The organism is Streptomyces hazeniae, assembly GCF_031845485.1.
GTDB lineage: Bacteria > Actinomycetota > Actinomycetes > Streptomycetales > Streptomycetaceae > Streptomyces > Streptomyces hazeniae.
Genome location: NZ_JAVREQ010000008.1, coordinates 112,642 through 137,738, shown reverse-complemented (window position 1 = coordinate 137,738; position 25,097 = coordinate 112,642). Strand labels below are relative to the sequence as shown.

The following is a 25,097-nucleotide window of genomic DNA, read 5'->3' as shown; positions in this document are numbered from 1 at the left end:
CTCGCTATCGGGTAGCGACCCTACTGTAGGCGGTTGGGTTGCCGCTTCATTTGGTGGCGACGACGTACACGCTGCCCCACTGCCGCTTGGGGTTGGCGATGGCCGGATCGAACGGCCAGGGCTCGACGGACCGGAAGCCGGCTTCGGTGAACAGTTGTGTCAGCTTCTCGTGATCGTAGGCCCAGTGGTGTGGCGTGTACGTGGGGTCGTCGTCCTGGTCGCGGAAGACGTAGTTGATCAGGTCCAGGTAGGTGTTGATGTCGCCGAGACAGTCGCGCTTGGCGTACCACCGCTCGACCACCTCGTCCGCCTGCTCGACACCAGCCGGGTACTTGTTCAGCGCGTACGCCGCGTCTGGGACGCCTGTGACGATCCGGCCGCCGGTGGCAAGCACGCGGTGGGCTTCGCGCACGTAGTGCTTGGCGGAGCGGGGGTAGTCGATGTGCTCCAGGAAGTGCTCGGAAAACAGGAACTGGACTGTGTCGTCGTGGAGCGGGATGCCTTCGCGGACGTCCCACAGGAGATCGGCAGGCGGCACGGCGTCGATGTTGAAGAAGCCCTCGATGTGGTGGCCGCCTCCTCCGATCTGAACCTCAGTGGGGGTTGTGTCGATCCGGCCGTCGGGCCATGCCTTCGAACTTGCCCGGTGGTAGCGGTTCAGTTCGATTTCCTTGGCGGTAGCGCGCAGGGCGCGGCTGAGTCCGTGGGTGGTTGCCGGGTCTTCGAGGAGGGCGTTGATCTGTTCGGCGAGACTGTCGGGAGAGGGCAGCGTGCGGTGCGGGACCATTCGTATGGCTCCTCGTGGTAGTGAAGGACGGTCTGCGGTGCCGTGGCAGCTCGGTCGCGAGGGGATGAGGGCAGGGCCGGGTAGGGAGTGGTCGCGCCGGGGAGGTTCGATGTTCAGGCGGGGACGGTGGGCTGTGCCCACTGGCTGTTGCGCATCAGGGTGTACTTGATGTCCACCAGCCGCGGCGCGATGGTGAGGTCGAGCTGCTCGGCCGGGTGGAGAAGGCCCTTGCCGTCGGGCTCTGCTCGCCAGATGCGGTAGTCGAGATCGGGGTAAGCCGGGTTGATGCCGATTTCACCCTTGGGGAATGTCCCGTTGAACGGTGTGGCGATGTCCATGTGGTTCCAGTAGTTCCACGCCTGGAGCGCCTTGTGCTGGTCGAAGTAGAAGTAGAAGTCGGGATAGCGGCCGAAGGTGCGCAGCTCGCGGTGGATGAGGTGGCCCAGGAGGGGGCCGAGCTGGGCTGCGAGGCTGTCGAACTCCCAGCGGGTGTGGTGCCAGGCTTCCGGAACCTGGCCCGGAGTGAAGAGGCGGGAGGCGACCAGGTGGCTGATCCGTTCCGCGAGGTAGCGGCGAGCGTGGGTCGCGTCGACGGTGGGATCGATCTGGGCGAGGAGGGCGTCCAGTTCGTCCGGTGCGGGCCGGAACTTGGCGAGGTCGAACTTGCCGGCCATCTGGGGGAAGGAGGCGAAGAGCATCTCCTTGTACAGCCAGTTGTTGAACTCGCCGAGTTCGGCGAGCTGCCTGGTCCGGTCGCTTGTCGAGTGCAGCATCAGGTACTCCGCCAGGGCCTCGAAGTAGATGTATCCGAGGATGGGCAGGCGGGGGATCGCTTCGTCCAGCAGCCGCAGGAACTGGTCGGCCGCCACCGGCGCGCCGTGGAACGTGATCGCCGTGGCGAGCGCGAGGAAGGCTGTGGAGTTCTTTACGCGACTGACGACGGCCTCGCGTAGGTGGTGCCGTTCGGTCTTGGAGAGCAGGTACTCCAAGTGGGTGTAGATCTGCAGGTGGATCGTGCCGAGACGCAGGTAGTCGATGCCGGCCAGCCCACGGTAGGCGTGGCGGTGGACGCTGATCTCGAAGATCAGCGGTGTCGGGGTCCTCCCGTCCCGTCCGAGCTTGCCGACGAACGCGGGCGCCTCCTTGTGGAGCACGTAGGAGGCGAGGTTGTGCATCCGCAGGCCGTCACCGCTCGGGGTGAGGGGCGCGCAGTAGATGCTGCCGACCAGGCAGCCTCCTGAGGGGTAGAGGGCGCCCTGTTCGTTGATGTGCTCCAGGGCGTGCGTGACGTGCAGCAGGTGTAGTGTGCGGTCGCCGCTGAGCGCGTCGAAGAGGGCATTCTGACGCAGGAGCCGACCGTTGGGGGTTTCCTCCAGGAGACGGCTTTGCCAGGCCGCGTCCTTCGCGGACAGGTGGTCGCCGTGGGGGTCCGGGCCGGGGACCAGCGTGGACTCGTAGAAGGCGTGGGCGTCGGCCCATAGGTGGTAGCTGTCGAGAAAGTCCATCAGCGCACCACCCGGTGTAGTTCCAGCGCCTCCAGGACGGCGTCCGCGCTGTCGGCGCCCGCGAGGTGGGCCGTTTCGCTGCGTACCACGAGATCGAAGGCGGTCGCCCGCAGCTCGTTGAAGGCGGAGACCCGGATGTGGGTGGCGTCCGGCCACCAGCTCAGCTTCGGCAGCCGGTAGCGGTCGAGTGCGTCAGCGGCTTTCAGCAGGTCGCTGATGTGCTCGGCCCGGGAGTGGTCGGCACGGTCGGCTGCAGTGAAGGCGGTGTACGGCGTCTCGTGGAGGCGCACGGCGGTCGCCGCCTGCTCCACAGCCTGTGGAGTCGTCCGGAGGTGGAAGTGGTCCCAGACGCCCTCCGAGTTCTCGGTCAGCCAGGTGGCTGCTCGGTGGCCGTGCCCAGGATCGTCCTTGTCGTGCAGGCGCCGGCAGTCGTGCACGGAAGCAGCCAGGACCAACACCGCGGTCTCGGCCTCGCCCATACCGGTGGCTTCGGCCAGCATCGCCGCCAGGGCCGCGGTGCGTATCGCGTGCCGGACTCCGTGCAGCGAGTGCCAAAGCCGGGGCTCGGCCAGCCAGGCGCGGGGAATCGCCGCGCGCCCGAGTAACCGCTGCGAGGCGGCATGGAGCCGAGGCTGTGGGGCTTCCGGGAAGTCGGGTCGGTGGGCCTTGATCCACTCCACGGTGGCGGGGTCGGTGTACTGGTGGTGCGGGAGCTGCTTACGTGCTGCCAGCTCGACCAGGCATTCGGCCGGCGGGTTCGTGCTCATCTGGCCTCCCCTCGGTGGCGTACGACGAGTGCCTCAAGCGGTCGGCGTGGGGTCGGTCGCGGCGGCCTTGCGCTCCTGCTCGGCTGCCTCGAAGGCTGCGGTGAATTCGGCGAGCTCCTGCTCGCTCATCAGGTCGATCCCGAGCTCGGAGGCAACGGTCTGGATGCGCCCAGCGGCCTCCTCCTGCGCGGCCTGACTGGCGTCGTCGTCGAGCAGCACCTCGAACTCGGCGTGGTGCCCCCACGCCTCGCTCCACTTGACCGCGATGTCGACGCCCTGGAAGCGGAAGTTGTGGCGGCGGTTGAACGCCTCGTGCATCTGTCCGTCGAAGCCGAGGGCGTTGAACACGCGTACGGCTGCGGGGACGTCTTCCCGCGCGATCGCGATGTCGGTCTCGGGGAAGGCAGCGCCCTGGCCGATCTTGCTGTTCTTGAGCGAGATCTTCGCCGTGCCGGCGGCGGTGTTGTCCGTGACCTTCAGCAGCTTGTCGGGCAGGACGTAGAAGTAGATGTGCTTGTCGTCGCGCCCGAGGTCCTCACCGTCTCGTTCCAGACGTGCAACGAGCCGGTCGTGGGCGCCCTGGTCGAATCGGGCCCTCATCTCGATCTCCGTGGCCATGGTCTGTTCTCCCTTCGAAAAGGCATGGGTGATCCGCCCGAGACCCGTCAGGGTGGGGCCCGGTTGGTGTCAGATGGCTGTGTGACGTTGTCGGCGGATGGGACGGCACGGCCCGTCGGCGCGTGGACCGCACCGTCCCGACTACGTGCTGGTGTGCACGGTGGCGGGCGTCAGAGGTTCTCGCCGAAGCGGTCCCGCACGACGCCTTCGTGCAGGTAGTTCGGGAGGGCCACACCGCCGACCGAGACGCGGGTGGTGGCCACCTGCTCCTCGGTGTCGCTGGGGAAGCCCTCCAGCAGCCGCAGGCACTGGTGGACCCACTCACGGGACTTGTCCCAGTCACCGGCCTCGCGGTGCCGCACAGCCAGCGCGTAGGCACTCTCGGCGGCTGCCCAACGGTTCGTGGAGAGCTCCTGCTGGAAGACGGACTCCAGCTCTTCGGCGGAGGCGACGCGGGTCGAGTTGGTCATGCTGCCCTTCCTAAGGTCGTGGTACCCCAATGGTGATCAACGCGTGGACGTCCCATGGGTGACGTCAGCTCCAGTCAGTAGGTGAAGATCTCGGCGAGCGTGCGGTAGTCGTACAGCTCGTCCTTGTCGAACCACAGGACCACCTCTTGGTCGGCCTCCTCCTTGTTGCCGGAGGCGTGGACGAGGTTGGCCACGGCCTTGCCCGCAGCCTTGCTGGCGGTCTTGCCGTAGTGGGAGAAGTCCCCGCGGATCGTGCCCGAGGGCGCCTCGTTGGGGTAGGTGCTGCCAACGATCTTGCGGACGGTGGCGATCGCGTCGTAGCCCTCCAGCACGAAGGCGATCACCGGGCCCTGCTGCATGAAGGAGGCCGTGAGGTTGTAGACCTGTGCCCCCAGCCGCTCCTCGAGATCGAAGTAGTGGCGGCGGGTGAACTCCTCGTCCATCTGCTTCATCTTCACGCCGACGATCTTCAGCGCCGCATCTTCGAAGCGAGCGATGATCTTCCCGGCGAAGCCGCGTACCACCGCGTCGGGCTTGAGCAGAACGAGTGTGCGCTCCACCGTGGGGTCCTGTTCCTGAGCCATCGGCTCCCTTTCCGCTTGCGCGAATGGATTATGACGAGTACTCAGCACGTCCCGCCTGAGGTTACCCGCGCCGAAAGAGCGTTCTGCCCCTTGGCAGCCCTACCGCCGCCGATGCCGCCCCGCAGGCCGGACACCGGCACCCGGCCACCGCGGAGCCCGCCGGGTGTCAGGAGGCGCGGGGCCTGCGTCGTGCGGGGAGCGAGGCCCGGCACGCTGCTTCCCCAGGGCCGGCCCGGTCCCGGTGTCGGGGGACCACACGGGACCGGGCCGGGGTCTTGTCACATCGGTGGAGCCTTCTCGGCTGTCCTCTTGCCGCATCGCCAGGCACCAGTGCAGCTGCTCTAGGTGGAACACACACGCTCGGCATGCTCGGATCGCGACCTCGACACCGTTCGAGCTGATCGTGCCGATCGGCGCGACCTCCGTACGGATCCGGTCGCAGCGGAAGCACGTGCCGACCGCCCACTCGAAGCGTCCCCACAACGCGAGCGGCTTCACGATCGCTGGCCCGAGTCGACGGGACGGAGGTCAACGACACGCGGCGTCCACTCCAGCCCTCCGCCTACGGGCCGCAGCCACGCCCGGACGGGTGCTGCCGAGGCGCGATAAGGCCATTCCTGCACCTCACCGCGGCGTCCCGTGCAGGTGTCCAGGACGAGAGCCCCGGCCCTCAACCAATCGGGGGTCGGTGCCGTACTGGACGCATCGACACTCGTGCGACGCAGGCCGGCGGGCGGGGCAGCCGGTGCCTGGGAGTGGTGTGCGGCGCTGTCCATCATCGGACCTCCAGCGATCCTTGCCGTAAGCGATGGCCCAATCCCCGCGCCTTGGTTGGGGAAGAGTCCACCTGGACCGCCCGGCAGCGAGGGGAGTTTCACGTCATCGCCGGGCGGCGTTTCTCGGTCTGCTGCGACAGTAGGCAGAGCTCTCCACGGCACCCCGGAAAATCCTTCCGGGGTCCTTCCGGACCGTGAGGTGATGCTCGGAACATGCGAGGGATGACGGAGAACCTGTCCATCGGCGAGCGGGTCGCCTGGTACCGGCGCCGACGCGGCCTCTCTCAGGAGGTACTGGCCGGCCTCGTCGGCCGCACAACCGACTGGCTGAGCAAAGCGGAGAACAACCGGATCGACCTCGACCGCCTGTCTGTCATCACGGCGCTGGCCGATGCGCTCGATGTGTCTCTCGGTGATCTCCTCGCCGAACCGGCCCTCATGGAGTGGTCCAGAGACAGCGGCCACCGCACGGTTCCCGCGCTCCGCGAGGCGCTCATGGACTACAGGCAGCTCACTCCTCTCCTCGGGGCCCCGCCCGATGGTGAGCCGCCCGCCCTGCCGGAGCTACGGGCCAACGTCGCGGAAGTACTCGACGCCTACCAAGCATCGCGATACGGCTTCGCGACACGACGCCTCCCCTTGCTCCTGGCCGACGCACTCGTCGCCGCACGCACGTACTCCGGACACGAACGGGAGGAAGCCCACGCCCTACTCGCCCTCGCCTACCAAGGGGCATCCATGGTGCTGGGGAAGGTCGGGGAAGCGGAACTGGCATGGATCGCCGCAGACCGCGGCCTGGCAGCAGCGCAGCAGAGCGGGCAGAGCGTCGTCACAGGATCGCTCTTTCGATCCGTGACGCACTGCCTGCTGACCACCGGCCGCTTCACAGCGGCAGTGCAGCTTGTGACCGACGCGGCTGAAGCCATGCAGGACGACATGGGCAAGGCGTCTCCCGGCCACCTGTCGGTGTACGGCACGCTCTTCCTCGCCGGAGCCATGGCAGCAGCACGGGCTGAGGACCGGGCAACGACACGGGACTTCCTCCAGGAGGCCGACCAAGCCGCGCGGCGACTCCGAACCGACGCCAACCACATGTGGACTGCCTTCGGCCCCACCAATGTAGCCATCCACCGCGTGGCCACAGCCGGCGAACTCGGCGACCTTCAGGTCGCTGCCGACCTCGGGCAACAGATCGACGCCAGTGGACTGCCGGTCGAACGCCGCGTACGACACGGCCTGGAAGTCGCTCGCGCACTGAGCGCCTGGAACCGCACCGACGAAGCCCTGGCGATACTGCTGGAAGCCGAGCGAGACGCCCCTGAACAGGTCCGCCACCACTACATGAGCCGCGAGCTGGTCATCGGCTGGGTACGCGGCACCCGTGGACGGCCATCCCAGCCCGTCGCGGACCTGGCCCGCAGGCTCCGCATCGTCTGAAGTGGCTAGGGTCCATGGTGTGAGCGACAACGAGCACGAAGCCAACATGGCCCACCCACGCATGGCGGCAGGCGCACTCTTCTTCGACGACGCCGACCGAGTCCTACTCGTCGAGCCTACTTACAAGAACTACCTCGACATCCCCGGCGGGTACGTGGAACGCGGCGAGTCGCCGCTTCAGGCATGCGTGCGCGAAGTCCGCGAGGAACTGGGCATCACGCCCCCGATCAGTCGGCTACTCGTCGTGGACTGGGCACCGAACCCCGGAGAGGGCGACAAGGTCCTCTTCCTCTTCAACGGCGGCACCCTGAGCGCCGGCGACCGGGAACGGATCCAGCTCCAGGCGGAAGAGCTTCGTGGCTTCGGCTTCCACCAGGCCGAAGCGCTGCCAGAACTGACCATCCCGCGACTCGCACGCCGAATCACCGCTGGCATCAATGCCAGGGCGAAGAGCCACGTCGCCTACTTGGAGCACGGCAGCACACCTGGGCAATGAGCTGCCCTACCTCTCGATGCTCTCCCCAGATGCAACGTCAATCCACCGGCGGCGCTTCGGGGCGGAGGCGCTGGCGCGTGGCGACTCGATGGTGGCATGAGTCAGGCCGCGCCAGCTTGAGCTGTACTGCCGAAGGACCGACGCAGAAGCCCGACTGCCGGTTAGGCTCGATGGGCGATCATCCTGCACAAGCAGCGTCGACCTTTCGCTTTCAGAGAGGCGGTACCACCCATGAGCCGCGCAGGCGGGGCGTCCCAGGCATCAGACCCCCGGCTCGTACGCCTGGCCGGGCAGTCTCGCAACTTCGGATTTCTGCTGCCGCACCTTCCGCTGCTCGTCGCGTACGGGACCGCTGCCGAGAGTCATGTCTTCAGTGACCCGAACACGTCGCTCATCAAGTCCCGCCAATTCGCTGAGGCCATGGCGGCCGACCTGGTCAGCCGGGGCCGGGTCCGGACGGAAAGCAATACGCAGTTCGACCGGCTGCGGGCGCTGGACAGGGAGGGGTACCTCCACGGCGACGTGGGCACCGCCTTCCATGAGGTGCGCACCCTCGGCAACGAGGCGAACCATTCGGGACTCGACAGCGCCGACGACGCCTTCCGCGCCTTGCGTACCTGCTTCCGCCTCGGGACCTGGTACCACCGGCTCCTCACAGGCTCACGCGAGCAGCTGCCGTTCGTGCCGCCCAGCCCCGACCACACCCCGGCCACTGAGAACGAGCGCCTGCTCCAGGACGTCGCCCGGGCCCGCAGGGATCTGGAAGAGGCCCGCCTCAGCTACCGCGACCGGGCGTCCCAGGCCCAAGCCGAGCAGGCCGCCCGGACCGCCGTCGAGCGCGAGCTCGCCCAGGCCCACGCCGAGCGGGAGGAACTGGCTCGCGCGGTCACGGCCATGCAGGACCAGCTCAAGGAGTATCAGGCCGCCGCGGAGGCGACGCAGCTCAGTCGCCGGCGCGCCGATAGCACCGACGGGGCCGCCACGTCGGCCGCCGTCGCCGAGCGTGCCCGTCTCCTCGACAACGCCGAGCAGGCGTCCCGCGAACCCCTCACCGAAGTGCAGGTCCGCAAGCGACTCGACGCCATGCTCGCGGCAGCTGGCTGGGACGTCCAAGACGGCGGCGCGGACCTCAACCTCCACGTCCAGGGCGACCGGCGGGGCAACGGCGTAGCCGTCCGCGAGGTCACCACCGCCCGGGGCCGCGCCGACTACGCCCTCTACGTCGACCGCAAGCTCGTCGGTGTCATCGAGGCCAAGCGAGAGGGCGCAGATCTGTCCGCCGCCGAAGCACAGGCCGACGATTACGCCGACCACCTAACCGATGCCCAGCAGCGCCTCAGTGCTTGGCGCACCCCGCTTCCGTTCCGGTACGTGAGCGACGGCGGCGAGACCCGCTTCCGGTCCGTGCTCGACCCGGACTCCCGCACCCGCCGCATTTTCTCCTTCCACCAGCCGCGCACACTGGCCCGGTGGGTCCGCCAAGCCGAGGAGGACGAGCAGGCACCCAGTTACCGGGCCCGACTGCGCTGGCGTATGCCCGAACTCGACGAACGCCCACTGCGCCCGGCGCAGATCGAGGCGGTGCGGGGCGTGGAGAACTCGGTGGCGCTCGGCAAGGGCCAGCAGGGGATGGGGCAGTCCCGCTCCCTCGTGCAGATGGCCACCGGTGCGGGCAAGACCTTCACGGCGGTGACGTTCTCGTACCGGATGCTCAAGCACGCGCGTGCCGAGCGCGTCCTTTTCCTCGTCGACCGCAACAACCTCGGTGTGCAAGCCTTCGCCGAGTTCGAGAACTTCAAGACCCCGGACACCGACCGCAAGTTCGCCGACCTCTACAACGTCCAACGCCTCGGTGCCGAGGGCATGTTTGCCTCCTCCAAGGTAGTTATCTCCACCGTCCAGCGCCTCTACATGGAGCTCACCGGCACGAGCCTGCCGGGCACCGAACGGGGGGACGGGGACATCGCCTACGACGTCGATGTGCCGGGCGGAATCGAGGTCGGCTACAACGCGGACATCCCCCCGGAAGCCTTCGACCTGATCGTCGTCGACGAGTGCCACCGTTCCATCTACGGCAAGTGGCGCTCCGTCCTCGAATACTTCGACGCCCCCATCGTCGGCCTTACCGCCACCCCCGTCGCCCAAACCTTCGGCTACTTCAACGGCAACCTAGTCAGCGAGTATTCGTATCAGGAGGCGGTGGCCGACCGCGTCAACGTCGACTTCTCCGTCTACGAGATCGAGACACGGATAACCGCCGAGGGCGGTGTCATCGCGCAGGGCACCATCCCCGTCCGTGACCGCCGCACGCGCCGCCAGCGATACGAAGACATCGACGAAGACATCGAGTACGGCGCCAACCAGGTCGGTGTCGGAGTCATCAGCAAGGACCAGCTGCGTACGGTCGTCCAGACTTTCCACGATCGACTATTCACGGAAATCTTCCCAGAGCGAGGCAAACGCGACACGGGCACGAGGGCCCTGCGGTGGGACGAGATGTACGTGCCCAAGACACTCGTCTTCGCCAAGAACGACAACCACGCAGAGGAGATCGTCGAGGTCATCCGCGACGTCTTCGGGAAGGGCAATGACTTCTGCGCGAAGATCACGAGCGCGGCACGCAACGCCGCCGAGCGCCTCGCGGCCTTCCGCAACCTTCCGGATCTACGTATCGCCGTCACGGTCGACATGATCGCCACGGGCACGGACGTGAAACCGCTCGAGTGCCTGCTCTTCCTCAGGGACGTCAAGAGCTGGGCCTACTTCGAGCAGATGAAGGGCCGCGGCGCCCGGACCTTGTCCCTCACAGACTTCGAGAAGGTCACCCCAGGCGTCGGCCCCAAGACCCGCTTCGTGATCGTCGACGCGGTCGGCGTGACAAAGAAGCCGAAGGTCGACGCCGCACCGCTGGAACGCCACACCGACAAACAAATCAGCTTGGAAAAGCTGCTCCGCAGAACCGCCGCGAACACCATCGAGGAAGAAGAGGTCTCCACTCTCGCTTCCCGCCTCGCCAAACTCGACATCCAGATGACGGAGGAGGAACGCGCCGAGATCCAGCGGCTGAGTGGCGGGCTCGAACTGACGAAGATCGTTCACAAGATGGTCGACGCCGTCTCGGCGGACCGGCAACTGGAAGCCCGAGAGGCCGCCGAGCATGCCGGCCACGACCCCGAGCGCGCGGTACGCGACCTCATCGAGCACGCCATTCAGCCGCTCGCCGCCCAGCCGCCGCTGCGCGCCCGCCTGCTGGAGATGCGGCGCGCGAAGGACATCCTCTACGACGAGAACGGCACGGACGAGCTGCTCCACGCGGGGGCGGTCGGCGACAACGAGGACACCGCGGCGGAAACGGTCCGTGACTGGCGCCGGTACATCGCCGATAACCGCGACGAGATAGCGGCGATGTCTATCGCGTTCAGCGCAGGCTCCGACATACCGCCGGGCGTTGCGATGAAGAGGCTCAACGACGTGGCCCGCAGCATCGCCCGGCCGCCGCGGGTCTGGACCCCGGATAGACTCTGGAAGGCGTACGAGACCGTCGGCGAGGCGGTCATCGACGAGGCCCGTCGCAAACACACGGCCTCCGATCTGCTGGCCCTGCTCCGCTACGAACTCGCGGGCGGCGCCGAGCGGGGCGCGCCGGCACCACGCCCGTACGGGGAACTGGTACGCGAGCGCTACCAGGCCTGGATCGCTCGCCAGGAACAGATGGGCATCGACTTCACCGAACGGCAGCGCTGGTGGCTCGACCGCATCGCAGCGGCGACGGCCGAGCGTGTACGCTTCGATACCGCTGACCTCGATTACGCCCCTTTCTCCTCGCGCAACGGCACGGATGGGTTCATTGCGGAATTCGGGGGGACTTGCGCGGAACACATCATTACTGAGCTGGACAGGGAGCTGAGCGCGTGACGACCGACTCGGGTGTGGGGCCAGAGCTGGAGGGTTCGGATTTCGAGGGAAATGTCACCGGCGAGCTGCCGTCGGGGTGGGTACGGGCGACCCTTGGCGAATTGGGCGTTGAGGTGCAACCGGGGTTTGCCAGCGGCAAGCACAACCGTGATGGCGTCGGAATCCTTCATCTTCGTCCGATGAACATCACTCGCAATGGAGTGTTGGACACCCTTGATGCTCGTTACGTCGTCGATGACTCTGACCGGCGCGTGGAACTGGGCGACGTCCTTTTCAACAACACCAACAGTCCAGCGCTGGTTGGGAAAACGGCATGGGTGGGTTCCGCCGAGCCGCTCGCTTTCTCGAACCATATGACTCGGCTGCGCGGCCCTGAAGGGCTGGAAGGAAAGTTCCTGGCTGCACAATTGCACCACATGTGGGCAACTGGATACTTCAAGTCGATCCTGAACAACCATGTGAATCAGGCGAGCGTGTCCCGAAAAGCCCTGCTGGATACGGTGATCGTGGTCCCGCCCATCACCGAACAGCACCGCATCGTCGCAAAGTTGGACGATCAGTTGGCACATGTTGAGGCGGGAGAGACCGCGGTGAAGGCTGCCCTGGTTGCCTCCACGATCCTTAAGAACCAGATCACCGGAGTTGGCGCATTCGGTGGTCTGGATGGAGTTGAGCGGTTCCCTTGCCCACTCGAACCTGCAGATGTCGATGACGGAGAGCTTCCAGATCTTCCGATTGGATGGCGGTGGGCGCGTCTCGGCGAGATCGCAGATGTGGTCGGGGGAGTCACGAAAGATAGCAAGAAGCAGAGCGATCCTGAGTATATCGAAGTTCCGTACCTTCGGGTTGCGAATGTACAGCGCGGGCGCATCGTACTTGATCGAGTTGAAAAGATCAGGGTTCCCCCTAAGAAAGCCCAATCACTGAAACTTGAAACCGGAGACGTCCTTCTCAACGAAGGTGGAGACCGAGACAAACTGGGGCGTGGCTGGATCTGGGAAGGGCAAATCAAAAACTGCATTCATCAGAACCACGTCTTTCGCGCACGCGTGACGGGGCATGTGCTGGACCCTCGGTTGCTCGCCTGGCATGCCAACGCATTTGGCAAGAACTGGTGTGACCGCAATGGGAAGCAGACAGTGAACCTCGCTTCCATCAGCCTCCGAAGAATCAAGCTGATGCCTGTCCCCCTTCCACCAGAATCCGTACAGGCAGACCTGGTCAAGTCCATAGAAAGGCGCTTGGCGAAGGCCGAAGCCGCTCAGCAGGTGACCCAGGGGGTGCACGAGCAAGGCATGAACTTGCGCAATGCCCTCCTCCACGCCGCCTTCACCGGATGCCTGGTGCCCCAGAACCCCGACGACGAGCCCGCCTCTGTTCTCCTTGACCGGATCCGCGCCCAGCGAGCCGTCGACGCCAAGTCGGCCAGGCGCAAGCGCACGCCGCGTACGACGCCCCCGGCTGCTGCCCAGACCTCCGGCCGACCGGTTCCCCCCGGCACCCAGGAAGCACTCCCCCTGTGAGCACGATCATGAGCAGCAACACCGAAAAGCCGTCCCCAGCGAGCTCCGCTGATGTGGTGACCTCGTCGGCACCCGGTGAAGCCATCCCCCACACGACCGAAGTCAGGGCTAAGGCCACTCCCGCCGCCCCGGCCTCGACCTCCACCCTCGTCAACCGCCTCTGGTCATACTGCGAACTGCTCCGCCACTCCGGCGTCTCCACCCTCGACTACGTCGAGCAACTCACGTACCTACTCTTCTTGAAGATGGCTGACGAGCGCGCCAACCGTCCGGCCGTCTTCCGGCGGAACACCTCCGAAAAGCCTCTCGTACCCGAGGGTCGGGACTGGCAAAGCCTGATGACCCGGTCCGCCGAAGCGCTTCTCGACCACTACGAGTTCATCCTCAAAGACCTCGGTCAGCGTGTCGGCACCATGCTCGGCGAGGTTTTCACCAAGGCGCAGAACAAGATCCAGGAACCTGCCGTTCTCGAACGTCTCATCAAGGACCTGATTAACCCTTATACCTGGACTACAGAGAACCAAGACCTCAAGGGCGACGCCTACGAAGGCCTTCTCCAGCGCGGCGCCGAGGACCGCAAGACCGGCGCGGGCCAGTACTTCACGCCTCGGCCCCTCATCGACGCAATGGTCGACTGCGTCCGGCCGAAGCCCGGCGAGACGATTACCGACCCGGCCTGCGGCACCGGCGGCTTCCTCATCTCGGCGCACGCTCACCTCGTCCAAACCTATGAGGACGAACTCTACGGCGACAAGGGCCGCGCCCTCCAGAGCGGCGCGATCACGGGATACGAACTCGTTCGCGAGACCGGTCGACTCGCCCTGATGAACATGCTACTGCACGGCATTGGAAGCTCCGAGGCCAAACCGCTCATCACCATCCAGGACTCCCTGGCCCGCCCTCCGAAGCGGCACTACGACATCGTGCTCGCCAACCCGCCCTTCGGGGTCGGTTCGGTGACCGGCGAGTCGTACACCTTCCGTACCGACTTCTGGGCACCGACCACCAACAAGCAGCTCAACTTCGTCCAGCACATCTACAACCTGCTGAAAACTAACGGTCGAGCTGCCCTCGTTCTCCCCGACAATGTGCTCTTCGAAGGCGGCGCCGGCGAGACCATTCGCAGGAACCTTCTCAATCTCTGCGACGTCCACACCCTCCTGCGCCTGCCCACCGGCATCTTCTACGCCAACGGAGTGAAGGCCAACGTCCTGTTCTTCGAGAAGACGGGCCAGCGCACCGGAGGCCGCCCCGGCACCCGCAAGCTCTGGGTTTACGACTTTCGCACGGACCAGCGCTTCACGCTCAAGCAGCGCCAGTTGGGCCGCCAGCACCTGGACGAGTTCGTCGCCGCGTACCACTCCAGCGACACGGACTTCACCAAGCGCGTCCCGAGCGACCGCTTCCGCGCTTACGACTACGACGAGCTGATTGCCCGAGACAAGGTCAACCTGGACCTCACGGTGCGCAAGTCGGCCGCCGCCGCGACCGCGGAGTACACGTCGCCGGATGCGATTGCCCAAGAGATCGTCGACGAACTCGAAGTTGCGCTGGCCGAGTTCACGGCCGTTGCCCGAGCCTTGAAGAAGGACGCGCCGCCTTCAGACGACGACAAGTAGTCGCTGTGGAAGCCGCGCGGGGAGCGGCGGCCAAGCGAAGCGTGGTGTCCGGGACCGGCAGCACGACCCGTACCGGCTGACGTTGTCCGTGCTCAGCGGCGTACGGCTGGACGATCCCGAGGCGGAGTCCGAGCGGGGGCTGTCCCTGATCGGTCTGCTCGCCCCGGGGGGGTAGCGAGTCGCGGGCATACCGGTCAGCAAGCAGGTGCACCGTGGGGTTCCAGCTGAGCGAGAGTCCGGAGTCTGACCGGATCCACTGTCACCGAATACCCATCTCGTCGCATCGGGCGTGAAGTTGTGCCTACGATGGAAGAGAGTTGATCGCCTGCGGCCCGATCGGCCGGTCCGATGTGTTCCCGGTCCGATGTGCTCTCAGAGCCTTCGTCGCCACGGCTGGCGTCTGCCTGCGCAGGAGACGGCCCGTCGGCGCATCACTCGGGTCGGGACGTACGAGAACGGGTGGGGCATGGCGACGGAGCGCGACAGCATCGGGGTCAGAGGGCCGGAGAGGCGCTGGAAGGCTGAGGAGATCTTCGGACGCTGGCAGCGGTTCTACGAGCTGAAGACCAGTGCCAAGGCGCTCACACGGCTGGAGTTCACCGAGCACATCGCGTATCTGCTCTTTCTCAAGCTCGACCATGAACGCGCCCAGCGGACAGGCATGTTCGCCAGTCCGCCGATCGCCCCTGCGGACCACTGGTCGCATCTCGTGCTCGCCAGCGGCGAGGAACTGCACCGTGCCCTTGCCGGGCTCATGGCAGAACTCGGTAGGCCGAACCCACAGGACCCCCGCCGGGCCATCGCAAGCGTCGTCTTCCAGGACTCCCGGCCCTGGCCTGTGGACCGGATGGCGGAACTCGGACGGCTGATCGTCGAAGAGTTCGATCCGTACCACTGGTCGGACGTGCACCGGGACGAACTCGGTGCCGCCTTCTCCTTGTTGATCGCCGACTGCCGCGACGACATCCGGGCCAAGCGGGAGACGGGCCAGTTCCTCACACCGCCCCACCTGCTCGCCGTCATAGCTAAGGCGCTTGCGATCACCCCCCGGGACCGGGTGATCGATGCAGCCGTGGGGGTCGGCACCAGTCTCATCGCTGCTCACCGTGAGATGGCCGCGCACGGGGAGCGCGTCGACGCCTCCACCATCGCCGGTGCCGACATCGACGTACAGATGTGCCGCCTGGCGACGATGAACGTGCTACTTAACACCGGCCGACAGTTCCACGACGTACCGCCGATTCTGCGCGCCGACTCGCTCAAGGCGAAGGAGCGCGCGGTGCGCCGGTACGAGCGGGACGTGGCCGCAACCGTCGCCATCTGCAACCCGCCGTTCAAGAGCGTCGAGACGAACACCGAGCAACGGGACGACTTCTGGGCGCAGAACGCCACGCTCCCGGCCAATTTCCTCCAGCACCTAGCCATAACTCTGCCCCGGGGGGCCAGAGCAGCCGTCTTCGTCTCCGACGGCGTGCTGTTCCATAGCGGTGCGGCCGCCACCATCCGGAGGGCACTACTGAGGAACTGCGACGTGCACACCCTGCTGCGACTGCCGACCGGCATGTTCCACGACACCGGTTCCAAGTCGAACGTTCTCTTCTTCATCAAGTCCGTCCCCCGCCCGACCGGCGAGCCGGCCACCGATGAGCTGTGGGTGTACGACGCCCGTGACCGCCACCACACGAACACGGAGAACCCGCTGACTGAGGACGACTTTGCGGAGTTCCTGGACGCGTACCGGGCTGGAGAGGAGGAGTTTTCCGGCCGTACGGAATCGCGACGCTTCAAGCGCTACGACCGCGACGCCGTGCGGAAGATTCTGAACAGCCCAGATGCCCGCCTCGACCTTAAGGCCAACCTCATAGACGCGCCGGACGACTTCGGTGACCCGCGCGATATCGCGCGGTCAATCGTGGACCACCTCGGCGACGCGCGGAAGAGCTTCCAAGTGGTACTGGACTCCCTCGACTGAGGCTCCCGCGTCGTCACCCCACCGCCGCCCACAGTCATGCGGACAGGAAGATCATGAACGCCACTTCCCAGCAGCCCGTCGTCCCCGCACCGGTCCGCCAGACCCAGCGTGCCTTCGACGAGACATACACAGGCCTGATCGATGTGAGCGACTTCGGCAATCGGCCGCTGGAAAAGGCAAAGCCTGCATTCCGCTCCCGCGCTTTGGCGGCGCACGCAGTGCGCATCATGACGGGATGGACCCCCGAGCAGGCCGCCGACTGCGTCATCGACGGCGGCCAGGACCAGGGGATCGACGCCGTCGCCATCGATGAGGCCGCACCACACATCTACCTCGTGCAAGCCAAGTGGAGCCCGGAGGGGACGGCCAAGGCGGACGAGATCGCAGTGCACAGGCTTTTCGCGGGGCTAACCCTCATAGACTCTGGAGAAGCGGCTCAGTTCAACCCTCGCGGTCAGATACTCGCCAAGCGGGCACACGAAATGATCAGCGAGAAAACCACGCGAATCACGCAAGTAATCGCCCTGATGGGAACCAAGCCGCCTTCGCCTGGCGTGAAGCAGGTCATCAAGAACGGCGAGAGGGAGTTCAACTCCCACGGCGACTACGTCGACCACAAGTTCCTACACGCTCCGGAGATTCATGCTCTGGTCATGGAGGATCAGCGGAGCGAACCTGTCAAGCTGGAGGCTACACTTCGCCCCTGGTTCAACGTGCCCTCGCCCTATCTCTCGTACGAGGGTGTCATCCAGGCTGAAGAGGTCGCGAGCTGGGCCAAGCACGGCAACGAACTGTTCGCCCGCAATATCCGTAACCCGCTGGGGCTGACTCCCATCAACAAGGAACTAGTGGAGACACTCACCGACGAGCCTTCCCACTTCTGGTACTTCAACAACGGCGTCACGGTCTTGTGCGACTCTCTGGAAGCGGTGCCCGGGTCGCAGAAGTTTCCCGAGCGCTCCTTTGTCCGCCTCACCGCCCACGGTGCCAGCGTGGTGAACGGCGCACAGACCGTACGCTCCGTCATCGAGGCCGCCCAGCAAACCGAGGACGCCGAACTCGCCCAGGTCACGGTCCGTTTCATCGTCACGGGTGGTGACGCCGAGTTCGCCAACCGCACCACTCAGGCCACCAACCGGCAGAACCACATCACCGACCGCGACCGCATCGCCCTCGACCCCGTCCAGGCGGTGCTCATCGAAGAGTTCCGCGCCGAGCTCGGCCTGGTGTACAGCGTGCGGCGCAGCGAACTCGAACCGCAGGACGACGAGGGCTGCTCCGTCGTGGAGGCTGCATGCGCACTGGCCTGTGCCCACATCGCCAGCCGGTTCGCAGCCCGGCTGGTCGCGTCCAGCTCCACCGATGTGCTGTGGGAGCGGGGCAGCAGCGGAATTTACGACCCCCTCTTCCGCTCCGTTCCCAACGTGTACGAGATTTGGAACGCAGTGAACGTCCTGCGGGCGGTGCGAACGGCTCTGCGTACGGAACGGGAACAGTACGCGGGGCGCGCGGCCGCCGTCATCGACGATGGCTCGTTCCTCATCACACACCTGGTTTTCCGACAGCTGCTCGCCCAGGACGCCGGGATGGGTGAGCCGGACCAGTCGCTCGCATGGCTCGCCGCGGCCAAGGAGCAGGTGGCCGACCTGGTCAAGCGTATCGTCCCGGTACTTGTGCAGGTCCTGGACGAGGAGGTGGGGACCCGCACGGGCCTCCAGCGCGCGTGTGCCGACCCTGGGCAGACCGCCGACCTCGTGACCGCAGTCCTGACAAGCCTCGAAGGCGGCACGTCCGCGGACGCCGCCGCAAAGTACCGGCGGCAGGAGAACAAGCCGCGCAAGCGCCGCAGGCCCAACGCGGTGCATGTCATCGTCGACCGCGGTGTGCTGGAGGAAGGGGCGCCCCTGCACCTGGCTCTGTACCTGCAACCCGAGAAGGAAGCGCTGGCCGCATGGCTTGACGCGAACCCGCGCCGAGGGCTCGCGAAGTGGACCAACACCAACCGGGCACGTCCGATCGTTTGGGCCGCTGACGGCATCGCGTACTCGCCCAGCGGACTCATCGCCCGGATGTGGGAGCTAGCCGAATGGGAAGGACGACCTGTCTCGAACCAGGGCACCGCCCGCTGGGCGACCCAGGACGGAGAGACGCTCGCCGTTCTCGCTCGTCGGCTCCTCGACAGTATGGCGGAGGAGAAAGACACCGAGTAGCGGCCGAGCGAGTCGGGGGTTCTCCTGCCGTAGGGCGGCATCATCGTTTGAGGTTGCGGCGAGCGCTGGAACGGATCCAGCACACATGGGGACGAGAAGTATCGCGATCACCTGAGAACTACGGAGGGGAGTTTTCCCAGGCCAGGCACTCTACGGCCAACATTTCAGCAGGTCAGAGTCTCACCCAGGGAAAACTCCTAAAGCGGGTGTCGCAGGTTCGAATCCTGCCGGGGGCACCAGCGGAAACGCCCCGGAGCGATCAAGCTCCGGGGCGTTCGACGTCCAGCTCTGACATCAATGGACGCGGTCAGCCAAGCGAGGGCTACGCGGTACGCCTGCTCTCAAAGCGGTTCAGGGTGATCGGGAGATGGCCGCGTTGATCGAACGACGGCATGGCGGGCTGGCTGCTGGTTGCCGGCCCCGTCGTCGGCCTGTACCTGGTGGTCTGCTGGGCGACCAACCGCCCCCTGGCGCGCCGCACCTCGCTTGCCGTTCGGGCCTACTGGCAACTCAGCGCTTTGGGCACCTTCCGCCGACGGCCGCGCTCATCGTCATCTTGCTCTGAGTGAGGCCGACACAGCGCCGGTCGGGGTGCCCCTCCCGATGCGGCGACCAGCGGCTCTCTGAGCTTCTGTGCTGCCCTGTCGGAGGAGCCCGGCAGCATCAGGCATGCGGCACCCGACCGGCTGAGTGGCACCAGCGCTGGACGGTGTCTTCGCGTCGTGTGGGGCAGCGCGGGAGCCGTCTTCGGCAGGGGATCGGCTATTCGAGCAGGGCGTATGCGGAGATGATCACTACGCCGAGCAGCATGTCCAGGCTGCCTGCGCGGCAGGAGTACGGCCAGCTGCGGCCGGCGATGCGGGCTGCCGCGGTTCCCAGGGCCAGCAGGGCCGCGGTGTTGAACAGCAGGGCCGCGTCGACGGCTGTGTTCTCCGGCCACCATCCGGCCAGCGCGGCGAGCAGGAACGCCACCGTCGGCAGGGCTGCGGCGACCAGAGGCCATTCGGCCAGGACCGACCACAGTCGGCTGAGGGTGGCTGCCTCGTCGGCGGAGGCACGCTGGGCGATGACGTGGGCGAAGCCGTGGGCTGCTCCCGAGGCCAGGGCGCTGAGCAGGATCCACAGCGCGTCCGGGCCGGGGTCGGCCTTGTCGCCCGTCGCGTCCAGCGCGGCCACCATGGCGCTGGCCAGCACGAGTCCGTAGACGCCGCGGAACAGCCACCGCTCAGGCCGTTGATGCAGAAGGGTCCCCGTCGGACCTGCTGCGGGGCGGACATGATCGGACATCGCATCGCCTCGGTGCGGGGAGGGGACTGGGCCCGCACATGCTCGCCCCGCTCGGCGTGTGGCACACGGCGCCACGCGGTCCGGCGTGGTGGTTGCGCTCGATGGGCGGTCCCTGCGGGAGAACGACGAGCAGCCCGGCGGTCTGCCCGCCCACGGTCAGTGGACGGGCTGCCGGCTTCGTCTGCGGGGCCCCGGCCCCGCGGCTCAGGAGCAGGAGCGCACCGCGTCGTCCCAGGCGCCGGGGCTGCGGTAGTGGTTCTGATGCCCGGCGGCAAGTACGTGGCGCAGCGCGGCGCGATGCCGGGTGTTCGCGGGGAGAGCCAGCTGGTCCAGGAGGGCCAGGGCGGCGGCCGGGTCCAGGTCGCCGTAGACGTCGTGGAAGCCGGCCCGAAGAGCGCGGAAGAGGGCTGCATGCAGGGCGGGAAGCTCCACGGCGGCGCGGTACGTCGGCTCCTTCACCTTCCAGCGCACCGGGCCTGAACACTCCAGGACACGACGGGCTCGGCGGAGCAGGGCTTCCGAGCGTTCTGCCACCACTCGGTCGATGTCGCTACCGAGGACCTCGGCGAAGGCCGCCGCGGACGTGGTGGGGTCCTCGAACCAGTCCACCCACAGCGAGTAGGTGACGGCCTCGACGTTCCGGTCCGCCTCCAGCCGCTGACGGTAGCCGTCCCACAGCACGTCGGCGGGCAGGGGACGCTCCGCATGTTCGTTGGCGAGGCGAATTTCGCACGTGACCCAGTAGTCGTCGAGGAGGTCCAGCAGCCCGAAGGCCAACCGCACCTGGTCGGCGGCTTCCAGATCTCCGGCGAACACCTCGCCGGCCCAGGTGTGTGCCACGTGGTTGCCGGTGAGGAGCACGTCCGGGCTCTCGTCGCTCACCCACCCGTCGTGCACCTGGCGGACGCCCTGGTCAGCCAGCCAACGCCGTGCCGCCTCCACGGCTTGCCTCTCCATTCAGGAAGTATGACAAGCCTTGCAAGACGCGGATGAAAAGCCTAGCGGCCGACCGTCGGCGTGGCCGTCGGGTGCCATTCGCGGCGGAGGAGGCCGAAGACCCAGGAGTCCGAGACCTCGCCGTTGACGACGCAGTCCTCGCGGAGGGTGCCTTCGCGGACGAAGCCGAGCTTCTCCAGGACCCGGGCGGACGCCACGTTGCGGGTGTCGGTCTCGGCCTGCACGCGGTTCAGGTCCAGGGCGTCGAACGCCCACTGCAGGACGGCCCGGGCGGTCTCCGTGGCGTATCCGTGGCCCCACGCGGCCGCGTCGAAGAGGTAACCCAGGGACGCGCTGCGGAAGTCCGGGTTCCAGTCGAACAGGCCGCACCAGCCGATGAACGCGCCGTCGGAGGCGCGGTCGACGGCCAGGCGCGCGCCCGTGCCTTCCTCTTCGATCGTCCGGCAGGTCGCGAGGAAGCGCTGGGCGCGGGCCGGTTCGGTCCACGGCGGCGAGTCCCAGTAACGCAGCACGCGGGCGTTGCTGTGCAGGGCATAGAGCGGCGCCGCGTCGGCGTCGGTGAACGGCCGCAGCAGCAGCCGGGAGGTGTGCAGCTTCGGGGTGGGCAACGTCATGCGGAGCATCCTGCCGCGTCACGGGCGCCCCCGGCCATCCGTTTGATCCGGACGGGCCGGGGCCTGCACGCAGCCGAGCCTCGTCACCGAATGGGTCGGCGCCGAACAGGCGTTGGACGCCCCAGCACCGGGTTACGACCCCATTACGGTATGGGCGCCTTCTTCCCCCACATACGTCCTATGGACGAAAGTGCGAGCGATCCGGCTCCGGTTCGCCGGACAGGGAAGTTCTGAACTGAGGATGCCTATGCCTTCCTTCTGGATACCCGCGCCCGCCTCTTCGGGGGTGAGACGCACGGCGCGTCTGGCTCTGGCAGCCGGGCTGGTGGTGGCCATCGCCGCGACCAGCCCGGCTGCCGTCGTCGCAGCGGACGGTGATCCCGTTCCCGCTACTCCGGCCAAGTCGGCAGACGACAAGCTCGGTTCGCAGGATGCCGAGCTCCTCGCCGAAGCTGTGGCCGATGGCGACAAGAACGTCACCATGATGCTCGCCACCCGGCCTGGTGCCACCGAGAAGGTCGCCGGCCAGCTGGACTCCGTCAAGGGCGGCTCCGTGGGCCGCGTCGACGACAAGCTCGGGTACGTCCGTGCCACCGTGCCCACCGGCCGGGCGGAGGGCGCGATCGACCGGGCGAAGAAGCTGTCGGACGTGGTGGGAATCGACCTGCTTCAGGAGATCCCGCTGCCCGATCCGGCGCCGGAGGCCGACCGCGCCAAGGGCGCGAACAACGGCAAGCGGGGTTCCCAGCCCGGCCCGGGCGAGGACACCCCCGCCGACAACCCGTACCAGCCCGCCGCCGAGACCGGCGCCGTCGACTTCGTCGAGGACCACCCCAAGGCGGACGGACGCGGCGTCACCATCGGCGTTCTCGACTCGGGCGTCGACCTCGGCCACCCGGCGCTGCAGAAGACGACCACGGGCGAGCGGAAGATCGTCGACTGGGTGACCGCGACCGACCCGATCGTCGACGGTGACGGGACCTGGCGCCCGATGGTCACCTCGGTCTCCGGCCCGACGTTCGAGTACGCGGACCGCACGTGGTCCGCGCCCGCCGGGTCGTACCAGGTCAGCCGCTTCTCGGAGTCGGTGACCACCGGCGGCGACATGGCCGGTGACCTCAACCGGGACGGTGACACCACGGACCGCTGGGGCGTGTTGTACGAGCCCGCGACCGGCACGGTGCGCGTCGACCTCGACGACGACGGGAACTTCGGCGACCAGAAGGCGATGAAGCCGTACAAGGACGGCTTCCAGATCGGCTGGTTCGGCGAGGACGACCCGAACACGGAGATCGCCGAGCGCATCCCGTTCGTCGTGGAGATCCGCAAGGACGTCCCGATGGACCCCTACGGGGGCGACTGGGTCGGCAAGAAGGCCGACTTCGTCAACATCGGCGTCGTGGAGTCCGCGCACGGCACCCACGTCGCCGGTATCACGGCGGCCAACGGCCTGTTCGGCGGCGAGATGGACGGCGCGGCCCCCGGCGCGAAGATCGTCTCCTCGCGCGCCTGCTCGTGGAGTGGCGGCTGCACGAGCGTCGCACTGACCGAGGGCATGATCGATCTGGTCACCGAGCGCGGCGTCGACATCGTGAACATGTCGATCGGCGGTCTGCCCGCGCTGAACGACGGCAACAACGCACGCGCCGAGCTCTACACCCGGCTCATCGACACCTACGACGTGCAGCTGGTGATCTCCGCGGGGAACAGCGGTCCGGGCGCAAACACCATCGGCGACCCCTCGCTCGCGGACAAGGTGCTCAGCGTCGGTGCGTCCGTCTCGAAGGAGACGTGGGCCGCCAACTACGGCTCCAGGGTGAAGACGAAGTACGACATGATGCCCTTCTCCTCCCGCGGACCGCGTGAGGACGGTGGCTTCACCCCGGTGATCGCCGCTCCGGGCGCCTCCGTCAACACCGTGCCGAGCTGGCAGCCCGGCCAGCCGGTCCCCGAGGCGGGCTACGACCTGCCGCCCGGCTACGGCATGTTCCAGGGCACGTCGATGGCCTCCCCGCAGGCGGCAGGCGCCTCGGCGCTGCTGCTCTCGGCGGCGAAGCGGCGCGGCATGGAGCTGAGCCCCCTCAGCCTGCGCACCGCTCTCACCAGCACGGCGGACACCATCAAGGGCCGGCAGGCGTACGAGCAGGGTGCGGGCCTCATCGACGTCGAGGATGCCTGGAAGTCCATCAGGCGCGGCGCCACGGCTCACGCGTACACGGTCAAGGCGCCGGTGGACACGGCGCTGTCCGGCTTCCTGAAGGAGCCGGGCTTCGGCAGCGGCCTCTACGACCGCGAGGGCGGTCTCGCCGTCGGCGAACGCCGCACCTACACCGTCGACATCACCCGCACCAGCGGTCCTGTCCGGCCGGTGGAACACGAGATCGACCTGAGCAACGACGACGGCACGTTCCGGCTGGTCGGCGACGACGAGATCGCACTGCCGCTGAACGAGCCGGTCTCCGTGAAGCTCCGCGCGAAGGCGAAGCGGGCGGGCATCCACAGCGCCGCCCTCACCCTGGACGACGAGCGCACCGAGGGCGTCGACAAGCACATCCTCGCGACCGTCGTCGCGGCGGAGGACCAGGTCACCCCGGCCTACGCCGTGCAGGAGCGCGGGTCGGTGCAGCGCAACGGCACGAAGTCGTACTTCGTGACCGTGCCCGAGGGCGCGAAGACGCTCGAGGTCGCGATGAGCGGCCTGCGGAAGAACAGCCAGACCCGTTGGGTCGCGATCAACCCCTACGGTCTGCCGGCCGATCCGACGTCGACGGTCTACTGCTACAACAACTACGACAACCCGGACAACACCTGCCGGCCCGACCTGCGCTCCTACGAGGAACCGCTGCCGGGCGTCTGGGAGTTCGAGGTCGAGGCACGGCGCACCTCGCCGCGGCTGAACAACCCGTTCACCCTGACCGCGACGGCGCTGGGCACCACCTTCGACCCTGCGGTGCAGACGCTTCCCGAGGCCGAGGTGGGGACACCTGCTCCGGTCGAGTGGGAGGTCACGAACGAGTTCGGGGCCGTCGACGGCTCGCTGCGAGGCGGCGAGCTGGGGTCCGCCCGGCAGGAGCGTCCGACCATCTCCGATGGCGAGTCCCAGGAGAGGACTCTCGTCATCGGCGAGGGCGTCTCGCGCGTGGACGTCGTGATCGGTTCCACCTCCGACACCGGCGCCGACCTGGACCTGAGCGTCTCCCTCGACGGTGAGGTCGTCGGTTCGGACGCCGACGGCGATTCGGAGGAGTCCGTGACGCTGCTGAGTCCGGAGGCGGGCACGTACACGATCACCGTGGACGGGTACGCCGTGCCGGCCGGCAGCACCGCGTTCGACTACCGCGACGTGTACTTCTCCTCCGCACTGGGCGAGGTGAAGGTCGACGAGAGCCGGGCCGTCGCTCTCGGCAACGGCGAGTCCGCCACCGTCGACGCGGAGGTCGTGGTGGCCGGCGAGGCACCCGAGGGCCGCACCTTCTTCGGTGAGGTGCAGCTGGTCAACGCGCGTGGCACCACGACGGGCGCGGGCAGCGTGCGGATCGAGAAGGTCGTCGCCCCGTAGC

17 protein-coding genes are annotated in these 25,097 nt (G+C 67.2%); 8 read left to right on the top strand and 9 right to left on the bottom strand.

Annotated features, from left to right (window positions below):
* Positions 1 to 46: 46 nt before the first annotated feature.
* The 6 genes from RM572_RS11545 to RM572_RS11520 form a co-directional block, all read right to left on the bottom strand.
* Entirely contained in the window at positions 47 to 787 is a 741-nt protein-coding gene (locus RM572_RS11545) for a class I SAM-dependent methyltransferase (RefSeq protein WP_311673196.1), read from the bottom strand.
* Positions 788 to 900: 113 nt separating this feature from the next.
* Positions 901 to 2,292 carry a hypothetical protein gene (locus RM572_RS11540; RefSeq protein WP_311673195.1) on the bottom strand — a complete coding sequence of 464 codons (1,392 nt, stop codon included), beginning with the start codon at positions 2,290 to 2,292 and terminating at the stop codon, positions 901 to 903.
* On the bottom strand, positions 2,292 to 3,059 hold the full coding sequence (locus tag RM572_RS11535) for a hypothetical protein (protein WP_311673194.1): 768 nt from the start codon (positions 3,057 to 3,059) through the stop codon (positions 2,292 to 2,294). The genes RM572_RS11540 and RM572_RS11535 overlap by 1 nt, the downstream gene beginning before the upstream one ends.
* Positions 3,060 to 3,092: 33 nt before the next feature.
* Positions 3,093 to 3,677 (bottom strand): hypothetical protein, encoded by a 585-nt coding sequence (locus RM572_RS11530; protein ID WP_311673193.1) that lies wholly within the window; start codon positions 3,675 to 3,677, stop codon positions 3,093 to 3,095.
* Between the two features lie 170 nt (positions 3,678 to 3,847).
* On the bottom strand, positions 3,848 to 4,147 hold the full coding sequence (locus RM572_RS11525; RefSeq protein WP_311673191.1) for a hypothetical protein: 300 nt from the start codon (positions 4,145 to 4,147) through the stop codon (positions 3,848 to 3,850).
* 74 nt (positions 4,148 to 4,221) lie between these two features.
* Entirely contained in the window at positions 4,222 to 4,731 is a 510-nt protein-coding gene (locus RM572_RS11520; RefSeq protein WP_311673189.1) for a nucleoside-diphosphate kinase, read from the bottom strand.
* A 998-nt stretch (positions 4,732 to 5,729) separates the two neighbouring features.
* Here RM572_RS11520 and RM572_RS11515 point away from each other — a divergent pair.
* From RM572_RS11515 to RM572_RS11485, 7 genes are all read left to right on the top strand, one after another.
* On the top strand, positions 5,730 to 6,944 hold the full coding sequence (locus RM572_RS11515) for a helix-turn-helix domain-containing protein (RefSeq protein ID WP_311673188.1): 1,215 nt from the start codon (positions 5,730 to 5,732) through the stop codon (positions 6,942 to 6,944).
* A gap of 19 nt (positions 6,945 to 6,963) precedes the next feature.
* The gene (locus RM572_RS11510; RefSeq protein ID WP_311673187.1) at positions 6,964 to 7,440 is read left to right on the top strand and encodes an NUDIX hydrolase; all 477 of its coding nucleotides are present in this window, start codon (positions 6,964 to 6,966) and stop codon (positions 7,438 to 7,440) included.
* Between the two features lie 231 nt (positions 7,441 to 7,671).
* The gene (locus RM572_RS11505; RefSeq protein WP_311673186.1) at positions 7,672 to 11,355 is read left to right on the top strand and encodes a DEAD/DEAH box helicase family protein; all 3,684 of its coding nucleotides are present in this window, start codon (positions 7,672 to 7,674) and stop codon (positions 11,353 to 11,355) included.
* Positions 11,352 to 12,878 carry a restriction endonuclease subunit S gene (locus RM572_RS11500; RefSeq protein WP_311673185.1) on the top strand — a complete coding sequence of 509 codons (1,527 nt, stop codon included), beginning with the start codon at positions 11,352 to 11,354 and terminating at the stop codon, positions 12,876 to 12,878. Before RM572_RS11505 ends, RM572_RS11500 begins: the two co-directional genes overlap by 4 nt.
* Positions 12,875 to 14,497 carry a class I SAM-dependent DNA methyltransferase gene (locus RM572_RS11495; protein WP_311673184.1) on the top strand — a complete coding sequence of 541 codons (1,623 nt, stop codon included), beginning with the start codon at positions 12,875 to 12,877 and terminating at the stop codon, positions 14,495 to 14,497. The genes RM572_RS11500 and RM572_RS11495 overlap by 4 nt, the downstream gene beginning before the upstream one ends.
* Before the next feature lie 466 nt (positions 14,498 to 14,963).
* Positions 14,964 to 16,469, top strand: a complete 1,506-nt coding sequence (locus RM572_RS11490) for an HsdM family class I SAM-dependent methyltransferase (protein ID WP_311673183.1) — start codon at positions 14,964 to 14,966, stop codon at positions 16,467 to 16,469.
* A 53-nt stretch (positions 16,470 to 16,522) separates the two neighbouring features.
* Positions 16,523 to 18,679 carry an AIPR family protein gene (locus RM572_RS11485; RefSeq protein WP_311673182.1) on the top strand — a complete coding sequence of 719 codons (2,157 nt, stop codon included), beginning with the start codon at positions 16,523 to 16,525 and terminating at the stop codon, positions 18,677 to 18,679.
* 762 nt (positions 18,680 to 19,441) lie between these two features.
* Here the strand turns inward: RM572_RS11485 and RM572_RS11480 are convergent.
* The 3 genes from RM572_RS11480 to RM572_RS11470 form a co-directional block, all read right to left on the bottom strand.
* Positions 19,442 to 19,966: a hypothetical protein gene (locus tag RM572_RS11480; RefSeq protein WP_311673181.1), complete on the bottom strand. Its 525-nt coding sequence runs from the start codon at positions 19,964 to 19,966 to the stop codon at positions 19,442 to 19,444.
* A 204-nt stretch (positions 19,967 to 20,170) separates the two neighbouring features.
* Positions 20,171 to 20,923 (bottom strand): hypothetical protein, encoded by a 753-nt coding sequence (locus RM572_RS11475; protein WP_311673180.1) that lies wholly within the window; start codon positions 20,921 to 20,923, stop codon positions 20,171 to 20,173.
* 41 nt (positions 20,924 to 20,964) lie between these two features.
* Positions 20,965 to 21,537, bottom strand: a complete 573-nt coding sequence (locus tag RM572_RS11470) for a GNAT family N-acetyltransferase (protein WP_311673179.1) — start codon at positions 21,535 to 21,537, stop codon at positions 20,965 to 20,967.
* Positions 21,538 to 21,784: 247 nt separating this feature from the next.
* On the opposite strand from RM572_RS11470, the gene RM572_RS11465 reads away from it, so the two are divergent.
* Entirely contained in the window at positions 21,785 to 25,096 is a 3,312-nt protein-coding gene (locus RM572_RS11465; protein WP_311673178.1) for a S8 family serine peptidase, read from the top strand.
* The last annotated feature ends 1 nt before the right edge of the window (position 25,097 follow it).

What these genes read in the sequence shown, in the direction of transcription:
- RM572_RS11545 (WP_311673196.1), bottom strand. Translation starts at nt 787, where the DNA reads ATGGTCCCGCACCGCACGCTGCCCTCTCCCGACAGTCTCGCCGAACAG.
- RM572_RS11540 (WP_311673195.1), bottom strand. Translation starts at nt 2,292, where the DNA reads ATGGACTTTCTCGACAGCTACCACCTATGGGCCGACGCCCACGCCTTC.
- RM572_RS11535 (WP_311673194.1), bottom strand. Translation starts at nt 3,059, where the DNA reads ATGAGCACGAACCCGCCGGCCGAATGCCTGGTCGAGCTGGCAGCACGT.
- RM572_RS11530 (WP_311673193.1), bottom strand. Translation starts at nt 3,677, where the DNA reads ATGGCCACGGAGATCGAGATGAGGGCCCGATTCGACCAGGGCGCCCAC.
- RM572_RS11525 (WP_311673191.1), bottom strand. Translation starts at nt 4,147, where the DNA reads ATGACCAACTCGACCCGCGTCGCCTCCGCCGAAGAGCTGGAGTCCGTC.
- RM572_RS11520 (WP_311673189.1), bottom strand. Translation starts at nt 4,731, where the DNA reads ATGGCTCAGGAACAGGACCCCACGGTGGAGCGCACACTCGTTCTGCTC.
- RM572_RS11515 (WP_311673188.1), top strand. Translation starts at nt 5,730, where the DNA reads ATGACGGAGAACCTGTCCATCGGCGAGCGGGTCGCCTGGTACCGGCGC.
- RM572_RS11505 (WP_311673186.1), top strand. Translation starts at nt 7,672, where the DNA reads ATGAGCCGCGCAGGCGGGGCGTCCCAGGCATCAGACCCCCGGCTCGTA.
- RM572_RS11490 (WP_311673183.1), top strand. Translation starts at nt 14,964, where the DNA reads ATGGCGACGGAGCGCGACAGCATCGGGGTCAGAGGGCCGGAGAGGCGC.
- RM572_RS11485 (WP_311673182.1), top strand. Translation starts at nt 16,523, where the DNA reads ATGAACGCCACTTCCCAGCAGCCCGTCGTCCCCGCACCGGTCCGCCAG.
- RM572_RS11480 (WP_311673181.1), bottom strand. Translation starts at nt 19,966, where the DNA reads ATGTCCGATCATGTCCGCCCCGCAGCAGGTCCGACGGGGACCCTTCTG.
- RM572_RS11475 (WP_311673180.1), bottom strand. Translation starts at nt 20,923, where the DNA reads ATGGAGAGGCAAGCCGTGGAGGCGGCACGGCGTTGGCTGGCTGACCAG.
- RM572_RS11470 (WP_311673179.1), bottom strand. Translation starts at nt 21,537, where the DNA reads ATGACGTTGCCCACCCCGAAGCTGCACACCTCCCGGCTGCTGCTGCGG.
- RM572_RS11465 (WP_311673178.1), top strand. Translation starts at nt 21,785, where the DNA reads ATGCCTTCCTTCTGGATACCCGCGCCCGCCTCTTCGGGGGTGAGACGC.